Raw genomic sequence first — 15,178 nt, forward strand, 5'->3', positions numbered from 1 at the left:
ATGAAAGGATTTGGAGAATATTTTTTTTATGTTTTTTTTATACTAATTGTAATTAATGCAAAGCATTTTTATGCGCAGTCTTCTAACAAGTCGATAAAGCAAGGTAATTTGCTTGTTGGTGCTACACTAAATTATGAAGAGCTAAACACGATAAAAGAAGAACTATTTCTTAAGGATTTTAAGTACTTAACACCAGCCAATGCAGCCAAGCAAAGTGCTATACATCCAGAGCCAGGTAAATGGAATTGGAAAAAAATCAACGAATTTATTGATTTTGCCAATAAGAACAATTTGATAGTTCGTATGCATTCACCCGTAAGTCCACAAGCATCAAAATGGGCCAAAGCTGATAACAGAACCGCCGAAGAACTTACAAAAAACATGGAAGCGTATATGTTGGCTATTTCCAAAAGATTTAATGTAGAAAAGTGTATTAAATATATGGATGTTGTTAATGAAACTATATTAGCTAATGGTGATTGGTTTGGCCCTAAAGAGGGGGTGGATCAATGGGAGAACCCTTGGCTAAAAATGGGGTTTGATGAAAATGGTTATCCGCTTTACATCTTGAAAGCCTTTGCACTTGCTACTAGATATGCTCCAAATATTAAATTAGTTTACAATCAAAATGCAGGAATGGAAGATACATTATGGGATAAAGTCAAAGAAACCATATTCTATTTACGATCTAAAGGCTATCGAGTAGATGGTATAGGTTGGCAAGGACATATTCAGTTAGGAGCCAAGAAACAGGACTTTATTGATAATATGGATATTACCATCCAAAAAATGGCTAATTTAATTGATTGGGCACATGCAAATGATTTGGCTTTCCATGTTACAGAGTTGGATTATCTTGTAAAAGACAAATTCAAAAAAGAATTAAAGACCGAACGGGAAAATCAAAAGAAATTATATGATAAAATAGTTGATTTGCTTATTGAGAAAAGTAAACAAGGAGAAGTATCCCTTAATCTATGGGATTTGGGAGTGAGACACAAGAAGGGAACAGGTGATTTCCAATCTATTTATAATAAAAAATTCCAACCCACTGCGTCTTATTTTAGTATCCAAAGGGCATTAAAGGCCAGTAATCCATGAAAGCTTTAAAACAAATAATAAGTCGTTATGTTTTTGGGTTTTTACTCACTATCATTTTTATTTCCTGTAAGGCAAATAAACCTGCGTACAAACAAATCAATAATCAAAAACCGAATGTCTTAATTATTCATGTAGACGATTTAGGATATCACGATTTAAGTCTTAATGGTTCAAAAATTTACCAAACCCCTCATATCGATGCATTAGCAAACCAATCCGTTAGGTTTACCAATGCCTATGCCAATTATCCCCGTTGCGTACCGTCTCGTTTTGCTATGATGACAGGGAATTACCCCGTTCAGAATAGGGATGTACCGGATGATGGTTTTGAGATGGCCAATATCCCCAATAATAAAAATTTCATTAAGCACATCAATGCGGCAGGCTATCAAACGGCTTACTTTGGTAAGTGGCATTTAGGAGAAGACCCTAAAGACTTAGGGTTTAACACCAGTATTGCGGCAGGACATGCGGGCTCTCCAATTAGTTTTATTTACCCATTTAACACACCAAAACACAAAGGGATTAACAAAAAAGCACCTATCAAGGATTTAGAAGAGATTAGTAAAGAAGGTGATTATCTCACAGATGTACTGACAAATCAAGTTATTGAATATATACAAGAAAGGGATAAAAGCAAACCTTTTATGGCAATGTTGGCCTTTTATGCCGTACATCAGCCATTGGAAGCCAAAGAAGACGATATTAAACGCAACAGAAAAGAAATCAATGCCTTCGATTATGGTGATCAGCCTGAATACATTTTGGAAGGAACCGGTCGTACCAAAATGCGTCAGGATAATGCCACTTATGCTGCTATGGTGGAAAATATGGATGCTAATGTAGGGCGGTTACTTCAGCTTCTAAAAACATTGGGGTTAGAAGAAAAAACCATTGTGGTATTTTCGTCGGACCATGGAGGCCTGTCGAATGACGGTACTAACAAGCGTCAATTAGCAACATCAAATTATCCGCTTCGGGCTGGTAAGGGCTGGTTGTACGACGGCGGTATTAGAGTGCCATTGTTTGTAAAATGGAAAGATCACTTTCGGCCGGGAATAGACAATAAATCAATTGTCATGCTAATGGATGTATTCCCTACTTTACTCGATATGATTTCAGGGAAATCTTTACAGACAGATGGTAAAAGCTTTCTTCCTGTACTCAAGAATAAAGCGCAATGGAATAACAGAACTGTATTTTGGCATTCCTCAAAGGCACGCCCGATCAATACAGGGGACACAAAGTCTTCTGCGATAAGAGTAGGGGATTACAAATTAATTAATTGGTATGAAGAAGGAAGAGTAGAGTTGTATGACATAGCTGAAGACCCTTCAGAATCTAACAATTTGATTAATAAAAAAACAAAACTAGCCCAGACATTGTTGAATAATCTAAACGACTGGAAAGCTAAATTTAAATAATATAAATTATGAGAGTGTTTTTAATTGTTTGCATAAGTATATTGGGATATACAACACATGGACAATCTTTCATTTCAGAGATACAACCAGAAACCATAACATATAAATCGATAGATACGGTTAAACTCAATTTGCATATTTATAAACCCCTAAATTTCAATAAAAACAAGATGTATAATTGCATTGTGTTTTTTCATGGCGGTGGGTGGAATGGAGGTAATTATAAAGCCTTTCAAAGGCAGTCGAGATACTTGGCTTCTAGGGGTATGATCGCCATTTCTGCGGATTATAGGCTTAAAAATATTCATGGAACCACACCTTTTGATGCTGTTGAAGACGCAAAATCGGCCATTCGATATGTGAGAAAACATGCTAAAGATCTATCTGTTAATCCAAATATGATAGCCTCAGGCGGCGGATCGGCGGGTGGACATTTAGCTGCTGCATGCGGGAATATAGACGGTTTGGAAGGTCCATGTGAAGACTTGAGTATAAGCTCTAAACCCAACGCTCTGATATTATTTAATCCTGTGTACGACAATAGTAAAAATGGATTTGGATATGCCAGAATGAATGGACGTTACATTGAAATTTCACCATTACATAATGTAACCAAAGGTGCTCCGCCAACCATCGTGTTTTTTGGGACAAAAGATAAAACGACTCCAGTAGCATCATCCAGACTTTACGAAAATAAAATGAAAACTGTTGGGAGCAGATGCGACCTGTTTTTATATGAAGGAGCAGAACATGCATTCTTTAATAAGGGCGATTATTTCATTGATACTTTAAGGAAAGTAGATGCTTTTTTGGTGTCATTGGGTTACTTAAAAGGAGAACCAACAATTTAATTGTATAAAATGATAAAGCATATATATCTATTGGTTAGCTTAATGACCTTAATATCCTGTCAATCCCAGGAGAAAAAAGTAGAATTAAAAAAGCAACCGAACATACTATGGATCGTTACAGAAGATATTAGTCCGACACTGTCATTTTATGGTGATCAAACAGCTAAAACCCCTAATCTGGATAAGCTGGCTAAGGAAAGTCTTGTCTTTGATAATGCCTTTGCCGTTGTTGGTGTATGTGCGCCAACCCGTTCTTCTATAATTACAGGTATGTATCCAACCAGTATTGGCACCATGCATATGCGAACTGGGCAGGATGTCATGTCTTGGGGAAACCGTTCTTATGCAGACCATGTAGATAGAAATGATATTTCAGGAAATCCGATTCGACAGTATGCCGCTGTTATTCCTGAATATGTGAAGTGTTTTACCGAATATATGCGCGCTGCAGGTTACTACTGTACGAATAATCAAAAGACCGATTATCAGTTCGCAGCTCCTGTCACTGCCTGGGACGAAAATAATAGTAAAGCACATTGGAGGCAGGCACCAAAGGATAAACCATTTTTTTCGGTTTTTAACATCGGCACTACGCACGAAAGTCAGCTATGGAAAAAAAGCGATCTACCTTTAACCGTTGATCCGAAAACCGTTCCTGTACCGCCTTATTTTCCGGATAATGACGCTACTCGCGAAACCGTCGCGAGGCATTACAGCAATATTGAATTAATGGATGCCGAAGTAGGTGCTTTTATCAAACAACTAAAAGAGGACGGGCTGTATGATAATACCATTATTTTCTTTTATAGTGATCACGGCGGACCGTTGCCAAGACAAAAACGCGAAATTTATGATTCTGGGTTAAAAGTGCCGTTTATGGTTAAAGGGATAAAAACCAAAAGCGGTCGCACGGATCGTATGATCTCTTTTGTGGATCTGGCGCCAACTGTGTTGAGTCTGGCTGGTATTAAGCCTCCTGATTATATGGAAGGAAAAGCATTCTTAGGAGCATGTCAGGTTGATAAAAGAGATTATATTTTAGGAACATCAGATAGGTTTGATGAGTACACAGATAGAATAAGAGCCATAAGGAATAAACAATTTTTATACCTGAGAAATGATTATCCTGAATTAATCAAATACAAGGATGTTGGGTATAGAAAGCAGATACCTATGATGTCAACTTTCTTAAGATTGAGAGATGAAAGGAAATTAGATTCTATCCAACACCTGTGGTTTGAAACAAAAACAAATGAAGAACTGTACGATTGTATCAATGACCCGTATAATATCGAAAATTTGGCTGATGATCCGGTCTATGGTTCCATACTTAAAACCATGCGTCAGGCACTAAAGGACCAAATGACTAACCGGCCGGATCTTGGATTAATACCGGAATCACAGCTTATCAATACGATGTGGCCCGATTTTGAACAACCTATTACTAAGTCTGTCACGGTTAACGTAATTGAAATGTCTCAGGGTAAAACCGTATCACTTTCATGTGCAACCAGAGGCGCATCCATAGCTTATATGGTTTCAGACAATCCTAATGAACATTTTGATTTCAATAGTAAATGGAAACTATATACAGAGCCGTTTTCTGTTGAAAAAGGGCAAACGGTTTATGCTATGGCTCAGCGCATTGGGTATATAGAGAGTAAAATTGATGTATTTCAAATGCAATAAAATAACCCCTTAAATTACAAACATAATATGTTTCGACCAGGTTTGGCCTTACTTGTGTTATTGTGCGTGGCTTGTGCTAATATTAACTGCTCTAATAAGATTCCGGAACAAATAAAACCGAATGTTTTATTACTGTTAATGGATGATCTGCGTCCAGAGTTAGGAACCTATGGAAGGGATAAGATCCATTCGCCAAATATGGACAAGTTGGCTTCAATGGGCATCCAGTTTGATAATGCGTATTGCAATGTGCCTGTTTGCGGGGCTTCAAGAGCCAGTATGTTAACGGGGATGTTACCCACAAAAAATAGATTTCTCGACTATAATACATTTGTAGAAAAGGAAACACCACAGGCCATTACACTGCCTCAATTGTTTAGGCAACACGGTTATACAACCATTTCAAATGGCAAAATTTACCATCACTTAGACGACAGAGAAACCGACTGGGATGAGGTCTGGCGTCCTTATGCCTTTGATGCCAACAATCAAGGACTATCGCCGACCGATTACTGGCAATCGCTATGGAAAGACTATCAGGAGCCTGTCAATAAAGATATATATATGAAAACCAATACAGGTCCGGCCTATGAAAATGCCAAGGTGACTGATTCGGTTTATATTGATGGAAGGCTTGCCCAAAAGGTAATTCGCGATATTAGGAGGTTGAAGGGAAGTGAAAAGCCATTCCTTTTGACAGCTGGTTTTATTAGTAACCACTTACCGTTTAATGCCCCTAAAACATATTGGGATTATTATAATAGGGATAGTATTAAACAACCCTATAATAATTACGTTCCGAAAAATGCACCTAAAATGTCTATTAGCAATTGGCCGGAAATGAGAGCCTATTCTAACATTCCGAAAACGGGACAGGTGAGCGATTCGCTAGCCATAGATCTTATTCACGGTTACTATGCAACAGTGAGCTATGTGGATGCTCTTATTGGAAATATCCTGGAAGAATTAAAAGTGCAGGAGCTTGATACTAATACCATCGTGGTATTGGTAGCAGATCATGGCTATAATTTACAGGAACATACCCAATGGGCTAAGTTTACTAATTATACCACTTCAACCCGGGTGCCACTAATAATATATGATCCAAGATTTAAGATAAAAGGGGGCGTTACGCATGCCTTAACCGAACTGGTTGATATCTATCCAACCTTATCCGAGCTTTGCGGTTTAGAGCCTCCAAAAGAGCAATTGTCTGGTCAAAGTTTGGTGCCCGTATTAAACCATCCCGAACAAAGAGGTAAAGACCATATTTTAATTAAGAAAGGGAACGGTTTTACCATAAAAACAAAAGATTATTGTTATACAGAGTACATCAATAGCAAGGATGATAGTGTCATTGACTCGATGTTGTATGACCATAGAAACGATATGGATGAAAACGAAAATGTGGTGCGTTATCCCGAATATAAGTCTGTGGTCACGCGATTACATAGCATTTTACATACAAATTACAAAAGCAACATCACAGGCGATTAAACTATTGCTATATGGTCGTAATGGTTTAATTGTTAAGATAAAATAATAGGATTTTTACTTAATATAAAAGAAGATCCCTCAGAGAAGAATAATCTGTTTTATAATGCATCGTTTGATCATATAAAGGAAATGCTTTCAAAAGCATTAAATGATATTATTTTAAATGGAAGAAGTACGGATGGTAAAAAATTAGATAATCAAGGCGATAAAATTTGGAAAGAACTGTTTTGGCTGAAACCTCAAAAACAACAACCATGAAAAGAATAGTATTTATAATCACCTCCTTTGTAATAATGCAATCCTCTTTAGTTTTGGGGCAAGATTCGATAGAAGACAATAAACAACCGAATATATTATTTATTCTGGCAGACGATTTAGGGATTAATGCCCTGAATTGTTATGGTAATTCTTTTGTAGAGTCCCCTAACATAGACCAATTGTACGCGGAAGGTATGCATTTTACAAATGGCTACGCTTCCGACCCTACCTGTGCTCCTTCGAGAGCTACTATCCTGTCTGGTCAGTATATACCCAGGCATAGAGTATACAGGGTGGCCGATCGATACATAAATGATAAAAAGACCCTACATGCAATGAAATATCTGCCTCCTGCTATCAATGCGGTAAAAGGGAGTGGAAGCGGCTTGGGACTTGAAAAGGTCACTATCGCCGAAGCACTGAAAGCCAATGGCTATGCAACGGCTGCTTTTGGAAAGTGGCATTTAGGTAAAAAGCAATTACAAATTAAGAATCAAGGGTTTGATGAAGGCTTTGAGATCTTAGGGCATTATAATTTTAAAACCTCACCCGAACAGAAGAATTTAGATTCCTCATTATACGCGTCAGATCTGGTAACAGAAAGAACGATCGATTTTATAAAACGTTCAGCAGCAAAAGATCAACCGTTCTTTGCCTATGTGCCGTACTATCTGGTGCATAAACCCCTGGAACCAAAACCGGAAGATTTGGAATATGTCAAAGCCCGATATAAAGGAAATAATCAAGTAGGAAAGGACGAAATCAGTGTGTTGGCAATGATAAAAGCATTGGATGACATTGTAGGAATATTGATGAACGCACTAAAAGACCTAAATATCGAAGATAATACCATAGTAGTGTTCACTTCCGATAACGGACATTATAAAACGGAGAGCAATATTTTTACCAAGCCTTATCGTGGTGTAAAAGGGCAAACGCTCGAAGGCGGTATCCGTGTACCTTATATTTTTAAGTGGAAGCATAAAATTAAACCGGGATCCGTATCCGAAGAACCAATTATTAACGTGGATCTGTATCCTACATTTTTAGGATTGGTAAATGCTGAAGCACCAGAAAATTATATTTTAGATGGAGAAGATATCAGTCCGGTGCTTTTGGGTAATACAACCTCTAACAGTCGGGACGCTTTAATATGGGAATACACTAATTATGCGAATTACAATGTAAAACAAAAGACGTTTGCTTCTAAATGGGTAAATGTGATCCAAATGAAGGGGTATAAATTAACAGAAGATGTCGATACCGGTACTTATACACTTTACAATTTAAATAAAGATCCTTATGAAACCAAAAACATTGCGACTGAAGCACCCGAAATCCTTCAGGTATTGGTAAAAAGACTGGAACGATGGAAACGAGAAACCGAATATGAAGGCCCAAGACCGAATCCGGATTATGAAAAGCGCTAAGATGAAGTCTGTTTATATTATGTTATGCTTGTGTTTGGGGTGTATTGGCTGTAAAGCACCTGTAGATCATTTTGTTAAAGACAAACATGTTTTTAGGAAAGACAATCTCATACCTTGGTCTATTGTTGGTTTTGATGTAAAAGACAGAACGCCCGACGAGCGTATAGCCATGTTGGAACGTTTAGGGTATGATCAGTATGCTTATGGAAACAGGCCTAAACACATTTCTACGATGGCATACGAATGGAAACTTGCTAAATCACATAATATCACTATCAGGGCAGTTTGGCTCTATGTTAACTTAAATAAGGATCGCCCCAATGCGCTTAAACCGGAAAGCGAGGCTGTTTTTGAAAACCTGGTAAAGGTGGGGTTAAAAACGCAAATATGGGTCGGCTTCGAACCTACCTATTTTGAAAGTCTAACAGAAGAGGTTCGTTTAAAGCAAGCCGTTGATATGATTTCTTATTTATCCGTAAGAGCCTCAAAAATTGGTTGCAAAATTGCACTTTATAATCATGGAGGATGGTTTGGAAATCCTGTAAATCAATTAAAGATCATTAGGGCGCTCCCAGATGAAGATATAGGAGTTGTATTTAATTTTCACCACGCACATGATCAGTTGGATGCGTATTCCGAAAATATAAAAATGCTATTGCCCTATTTATGGTGTGTAAACCTGAACGGAATGAAAAAAGAAGGGCCTAAAATTATCACTATAGGGGCGGGTAACTGTGAAAAAGAAATGATACAACAATTACTTGATCTAAATTATTCAGGGCCTTTTGGTATTTTAGGACACGTAAAAGGTAGTGATCCGGAAATTATCTTGGAACAGAACCTGAAGGGCTTATATAGATTATTTAACCTTAAGAATTGATTTAAGTTACTGCTTTTACGATAAGCAAACTTTATTTGACGGAAATTAAACCTCAATCCGTATTCCTTTTTTCAATTTTACAATATCAAAAGCCGTGTTATTTAACGTAAAACGGGTTGGAGCTTTTGTATCACTAACAAAACTAAATGAATATGAGAAAAATTGTAATACTATGTGTATTGTGTTTCGGGTTTGCCCTTGCAGCATCTGCGCAGTCAGATAAACTAGCCGAAAAGGCAGGTGTTTTGGTGGAAAAATTAAACAAAGACATTGCTTCTGTAAATCAATCCTTAGCCTTAACAAACAATCAAAAATATCAAATTAAGGACATTCATATTGGACGTTTGAAAGCCTTGAGAGTAGCTAAAAAGGAAGGCTTCAATAAGGAAAAAAATCAAGAAATCAATAAGAAATATTACCAACAAATCTTTGGTAATGTATTGACAAAGGAGCAGAAAAAAGTGCTAAGAGAGTTAAAAGGAAAGGTGACAAAATAGATTAATAGCGATCAGATGAAGTACTTAACATTTTCCGGATTTATGACGTTTATCGTATTAAATTTTCAATATGCTATGTCTCAGGTGACCCCAGAGCAAATGGTTGCTAAAATGGGAAGAGGTATAAACCTGGGAAATGTTTTAAGTGCTCCTGTTGAAGGCAATTGGGCGCCAGCCTTAGATCTTACCTATATACAGGATGTGGCAGCGGCGGGATTTACCACCATTCGAATCCCTATGGATTTTTTTGGAGATCGTACGACGGGTGATACCAGTATATATTCTAAAACGGTGGGTACTTCGGCTTCGTATACAGGTACTATGTCCGATTACGTAGTTAATAGCACTTATTTGGATAGAGTTGAAGAAGTTATTAATTGGGGGTTAAACGAAGGACTCGTTGTAGTTTTAGATTTTCATGGAAAAATTCTTAAAGAAGAGTTTTTGTACACTTTTAGTTCAAAAGATAAATGGGCAGCGTATTATACTGAACCAACTTCAGCCAAGCGTATAGCGGATAATGAGAAATTTAGGGCTATTTGGACGCAAATTGCAGAACGATTTAAGGACTACTCTTATAATTTGCTTTTTGAAATTGTCAATGAGCCGTATTTTTTCCTGACCGATGTAGAAATGGATGTGTTAAATGCGGATGTTATAAATATTATCCGAAATTCTGGCAGTAATAATGTCGATAGAAATATTATCATTACTGGAGGGAGTAAAAATGCTTATGAAGCGCCTTTGCAAATAGATGATGCTGTTATAAATAGTGATAACCATTTAATAGCAACATTTCACTATTATTGGCCTAGAGCTTTTACAGCATCCTCTGGAGAGAATGATAATGACTTCGATTGGGGTAATACTTCTGATAAATCTGAAATAGACTCAAATTTTGGAGCCGTACAATCTTGGTCACAGTCTAAAAACATTCCAGTATTTCTTGGAGAATTTGGAGCCGATAACGAAGGCGGATATAATTATTCAACCATGACCTATGGAAGCTTTGGTGGACCAGAAAATGCTTCACGTGTAGCATACCATGAGTATCTCGCCGAAAAAGCAATCAGTTTAGGTTTTGCCTTTACCGCTTGGGATGCTGGTGATGAGGCAAATAAAACCATTTATAAAGTAAGTGACCGAACTTGGGTAGAAGATGTTAAGGATGCTTTATTAGGAAACAGTTTAGGTACACCTCGTTTTAAAACTAGCAAAGGGTTTAGGCTTTTTCCAAATCCAGCTTCCACTTTTATAAAGCTAAAAACTGGAAAACCTATAGATCATATAGCTTTGGTTGATATTAACGGAAGAATCTTTCCTTTAGATTACAATAATAGCGATCCCTCAATTAAACTCCCTAAAGTAAATAACGGGATGTATATATTAAAAACCATTTTTAAAAATGGACAACACAAGAATTCTAAACTATTAATTAATAATCTTTAAACTTTAAGTTATGAAAAAAAATACATTGTTATTTGCATTTATTGCATTTGCTTTTATTGGAAACGCACAGAAAGTGTATGATTTTACGGGGTCTGCAAATCCAGGTAGTTGGGTTGCAGCTGGGAGTGGTACATCCTTAACACCTTCTGCCGAAGGTTTGGTTTTAGAGTTTAATGCAGGTGTCCCAAGGGTAGACATTACCCGAGCAGCAGATCCTTTTGTAGTGTCTGATGGCACGCATATGGTTGTAACACTTATAAACAATAGTGCGGAGGTGGGAAGTTTTTCAGGTTTTTTTGATAAAAATAATGGAAATATGGGGACACAGTTCTTGGGTTATCAAACAGGGATGATTCAAGCTAATTCACCTGGTTCTGGAGTTGAGGCAACCTATGTGTTCAAATTACAATCGAACAATTACACTAATGACCCTGGAGATGGCACCCTAAATGATACCGATAATATTGCCAATATGGAATATGTTGGTATTCGTTTTAGACAAGCTGATGGATCAACTAACTTGTCAGGCGATAGTGCTACAAATGGCAATGTAATAATTAAAAAAATTGAGATCGTTAATGCTGGTATACTTTCTAAAACCAGTTATGATTTTTCAAGTGATAATGCTAGTGGTTTTGATGGGCTTAATGGAGGGAGTGTCTCTTATACTGGATCAGAACTATCTTTTACCGGGGATGATACAAATACTGCACCTAAGTTTGCTCAACAATTTTTTAGTATTGATGCTTCAAGTTATCAATATGTGCATGTTGTAGTAGATAACAATACTTCAAATGCAGATCAAATAAAATTTCAATTTGTTGATGGTGCTTCAGCTACTCAAACCTATGGAAATCAATCCTTAGCATTAGGAGCTTCAACTATAGATATGGATTTAAGTGGAAAAGCAGAATGGACGGCAGACATTACAGATTGGAGAATAGTATTCTCTAATAGTGGAAGTGCAGCTGTAGATTTGAATCCAATTACCATTTCTAGAATAGTTTTTGACAATTCACCAACTTTAAACATGAAAAAGTTAGATCAGTTGACGTTTTCATTATATCCTAATCCAACTAGTGAGATATTAAATATTAAAGCTGTAGACAGAATTACCAAAATAAAATTATTTGATATTTCAGGAAAGCAAGTTTTGGAAACAGTTAAACTTAATAACGGTCAGCTAAATATCAGTAATATTAAGAAGGGAGTGTATTTGTTACATATTGAAGATGCAAACAATAATACAGAAGTAAAAAAGCTTATTGTTTACTAGTGATTTATCTTGAAGAACGTAATATGGGTATAGAAAAACAACATATCGACTATATGTTTATAAAGCCAATCTAATCAAAGACATCATTAATGTTATGGTTTTGAATCAAAAAGGGCTTCTTAATACGCATTGTCAGTGTTCCGTCTAAAATGTCATTACTGTGGGAATCGAAGATTCATGAATACGAAGATTTAAGGATGTGGATATATAAATAAAACGGGAATCTAAATGACAGAATTTCGTTTTTTTTTTTACCTAAAAGGTCTAAATGAAACAGACGAAAATCTTGTGCTTCTGCCTCAAGCGTGTGCTTTTAAAGAAAATATATATTTCTGGAGCAGCAAAAGGAGTCTTCAGGTTACTATCTATCTTTGGCAAAATTTAAATTGGAAAGGGAATAGTGGTCGTGGTGGTTAAAAATGAGATAACAAGATAGTTAATAACTCCTAATAAGTCCATTTTTCAAGATTTGGTAAAATTCCTATTTTGCATCCAAAATTAAAAGCCAATTCGTAATTGTGAAGGTATGTATTGCAGAAAAGCCAAGTGTGGCGCGTGAGATTGCTACGGTGTTGGGGGCCAATACCAAACGTGATGGATATTACGAAGGTAACGGTTATGCGGTCACATATACCTTCGGTCATTTATGTACACTCTACGAGCCGAACGATTATAAGCCTTATTGGAAAAGCTGGGATTTAAACAACCTTCCTATGTTGCCAGATAAGTTTCAAACGAAAGTGGTAGCTAATTCAGGAATCCAAAAGCAATTTAAAATTGTAAAAGGCCTCTTTGATAAAGCCGAAGAGGTTATAAACTGTGGGGATGCTGGTCAAGAAGGAGAATTGATTCAGCGCTGGGTGTTAAATCAAGCAGGGTATAAAGGTGTTGTAAAGCGTTTGTGGATATCTTCTTTGACTACAGAGGCTATTAAAGAAGGCTTTGAGAGTTTAAAACCGTCCGAAGACTATGATAATTTGTATTATGCAGGCTTTTCAAGGGCGATTGGCGACTGGTTATTGGGAATTAATGCAACAAGGCTTTATACTGTTAAACATGGGGGATACAAACAGGTATTGTCGGTTGGAAGGGTGCAAACGCCTACCTTAGCTATGGTAGTTAATAGGTTTAAAGAGATTGAAAATTTTAAACCCCAGCCATATTGGGAGTTGCAAACACTGTATCGAGATACGCTTTTTAGTTATGAAGAAGGGCGCTTTTTTAAAAAGGAAGACGGTGAGGTGCTTGCTGAAAAAGTGAAAAAGTGCGATTTCGAGATCGTGTCCATTGCAAAAAAGAAAGGGAAGGAATATGCGCCTAAGTTATTCGACTTAACTGGATTGCAAGTATACTGTAACACAAAGTTTGGGTTTTCTGCCGACGAAACGCTTAAAATTGTTCAAAAGCTATACGAAATGAAGGTTGTGACCTATCCGAGGGTAGATACAACGTTTTTGCCTAGTGATATTTATCCTAAAGTACCGGGGATCCTTCAAAAATTAACTAAATATTCGGTTCTAACGACACCTTTGTTATCTTCAGGGAAAAAGATAAAAAAGTCATCCAAGGTTTTTAACGATAAAAAAGTAACCGATCACCATGCTATTATCCCAACTGGTATCCAGGCCAATCTGCAATACAATCAGCAACAGGTCTATGATATTATCGTGAGGCGTTTTATTGCTGTATTCTATGATGATTGCTCGGTAGCTAACACCACAGTTGTTGGGGTTGCAGACGATGTGTCTTTTAAAACCACTGGTAAAGAAATATTGGATAAAGGCTGGCGTATTGTTTTTGAAAAACCTAATACGAAAGAAAAGGAATCAGGTATCTTACCTGTTTTTACAAAAGGAGAGAAAGGGCCACATGAGCCGTCATTTTTAGAAAAGGAAACGAAACCACCAAAGCAATATACAGAAGCATCCTTGTTACGTGCTATGGAGACAGCAGGAAAACAGGTAGATGATGAGGATTTAAGAGAACTGATGAAAGAAAATGGCATCGGACGTCCTTCAACCCGCGCAAGCATTATAGAAACCTTATTTAAACGTAAATATATTAAGAGGAATAAAAAGCAGGTATTACCAACACAAACCGGTATTCAGCTGATAGATACCATTCAAAATGAATTACTAAAATCAGCCGAATTAACTGGTTTATGGGAAAAGCAATTGAAAGATATTGAGAAAGGAGCTTTTAAGGCAGGCGCTTTTATAAAGAATATGAAACGTATGGTTGATGCTCTGGTGTATGAGGTAAGAAGCGAGACCAAACGGGCTAATATTTCGCATAAAGCATTAGTTGAATCAAAAGCTATTAAAAAGCCTGTAAAGAGCAAGGTAGGGATTGAATCTGAATCATGTCCTAAATGCAAGAATGGACATCTTATAAAAGGAAAGGCAGCTTACGGTTGTACGGAATATGCACAGGGGTGTGGTTTTGTGTTGCCTTTTAAATTTAAAGGAAAAAAGGTTTCGGAAAAGCAGTTTGTGAGATTGCTGCAAAAAGGATCTACCGTTAATTTAAAGGGGTTTAAAACTGATTCTGGCACTGTAGAAGGTTTATTGCGGTTAAATGATAGTTTTCAACTTGTTTTAGAGCCCAAACAGCAACCCCATAAAAAAACTGAGGCTGTTCCAGATATTTTAGCGTGTCCAAAATGTAAGAAAGGAACTGTGGTCAAGGGGCGTGCGGCTTATGGGTGTAGTGACCATAAGTTGGGTTGCGACTTTAAGGTGGCTTTCGAAACTTTAAGACAAAAAATAGGAGATAGGGTTGCAACAAAAGATCTGGTTTATAATCTATTAAAAGATCTTAAGTAAA

The 15,178-nt window shown here is 36.9% G+C and carries 13 protein-coding genes; all 13 read left to right on the forward strand.

The window, feature by feature from the left end:
• Nucleotides 1-1,101, forward strand: a complete 1,101-nt coding sequence (locus JF259_RS10455; RefSeq protein ID WP_199115271.1) for an endo-1,4-beta-xylanase — start codon at nt 1-3, stop codon at nt 1,099-1,101.
• Nucleotides 1,098-2,525 carry a sulfatase gene (locus tag JF259_RS10460; RefSeq protein ID WP_199115272.1) on the forward strand — a complete coding sequence of 476 codons (1,428 nt, stop codon included), beginning with the start codon at nt 1,098-1,100 and terminating at the stop codon, nt 2,523-2,525. Before JF259_RS10455 ends, JF259_RS10460 begins: the two co-directional genes overlap by 4 nt.
• A gap of 8 nt (nt 2,526-2,533) precedes the next feature.
• Nucleotides 2,534-3,376 carry an alpha/beta hydrolase gene (locus JF259_RS10465; RefSeq protein ID WP_199115273.1) on the forward strand — a complete coding sequence of 281 codons (843 nt, stop codon included), beginning with the start codon at nt 2,534-2,536 and terminating at the stop codon, nt 3,374-3,376.
• 9 nt (nt 3,377-3,385) lie between these two features.
• On the forward strand, nt 3,386-5,065 hold the full coding sequence (locus tag JF259_RS10470) for a sulfatase-like hydrolase/transferase (protein WP_199115274.1): 1,680 nt from the start codon (nt 3,386-3,388) through the stop codon (nt 5,063-5,065).
• Nucleotides 5,066-5,092: 27 nt separating this feature from the next.
• Nucleotides 5,093-6,562 carry a sulfatase gene (locus tag JF259_RS10475; protein WP_199115275.1) on the forward strand — a complete coding sequence of 490 codons (1,470 nt, stop codon included), beginning with the start codon at nt 5,093-5,095 and terminating at the stop codon, nt 6,560-6,562.
• Nucleotides 6,563-6,691: 129 nt separating this feature from the next.
• Nucleotides 6,692-6,820 carry a hypothetical protein gene (locus JF259_RS17705; RefSeq protein ID WP_262894900.1) on the forward strand — a complete coding sequence of 43 codons (129 nt, stop codon included), beginning with the start codon at nt 6,692-6,694 and terminating at the stop codon, nt 6,818-6,820.
• Nucleotides 6,817-8,250 carry a sulfatase gene (locus JF259_RS10480; RefSeq protein WP_199115276.1) on the forward strand — a complete coding sequence of 478 codons (1,434 nt, stop codon included), beginning with the start codon at nt 6,817-6,819 and terminating at the stop codon, nt 8,248-8,250. The genes JF259_RS17705 and JF259_RS10480 overlap by 4 nt, the downstream gene beginning before the upstream one ends.
• Entirely contained in the window at nt 8,237-9,130 is an 894-nt protein-coding gene (locus JF259_RS10485) for a sugar phosphate isomerase/epimerase family protein (protein WP_199115277.1), read from the forward strand. The genes JF259_RS10480 and JF259_RS10485 overlap by 14 nt, the downstream gene beginning before the upstream one ends.
• A 152-nt stretch (nt 9,131-9,282) precedes the next feature.
• The gene (locus tag JF259_RS10490; protein WP_199115278.1) at nt 9,283-9,627 is read left to right on the forward strand and encodes a hypothetical protein; all 345 of its coding nucleotides are present in this window, start codon (nt 9,283-9,285) and stop codon (nt 9,625-9,627) included.
• A gap of 15 nt (nt 9,628-9,642) precedes the next feature.
• Entirely contained in the window at nt 9,643-11,076 is a 1,434-nt protein-coding gene (locus JF259_RS10495) for a cellulase family glycosylhydrolase (protein ID WP_199115279.1), read from the forward strand.
• 10 nt (nt 11,077-11,086) lie between these two features.
• Nucleotides 11,087-12,352 (forward strand): T9SS type A sorting domain-containing protein, encoded by a 1,266-nt coding sequence (locus tag JF259_RS10500; RefSeq protein ID WP_199115280.1) that lies wholly within the window; start codon nt 11,087-11,089, stop codon nt 12,350-12,352.
• Between the two features lie 228 nt (nt 12,353-12,580).
• Nucleotides 12,581-12,769, forward strand: a complete 189-nt coding sequence (locus JF259_RS10505) for a hypothetical protein (protein ID WP_199115281.1) — start codon at nt 12,581-12,583, stop codon at nt 12,767-12,769.
• Nucleotides 12,770-12,870: 101 nt separating this feature from the next.
• Nucleotides 12,871-15,177 (forward strand): type IA DNA topoisomerase, encoded by a 2,307-nt coding sequence (locus tag JF259_RS10510; protein ID WP_199115282.1) that lies wholly within the window; start codon nt 12,871-12,873, stop codon nt 15,175-15,177.
• Nucleotide 15,178: the final 1 nt, after the last annotated feature.

This window comes from Snuella sedimenti, assembly GCF_016428595.1.
In the GTDB taxonomy this organism is placed as follows: Bacteria; Bacteroidota; Bacteroidia; order Flavobacteriales; family Flavobacteriaceae; genus Snuella; species Snuella sedimenti.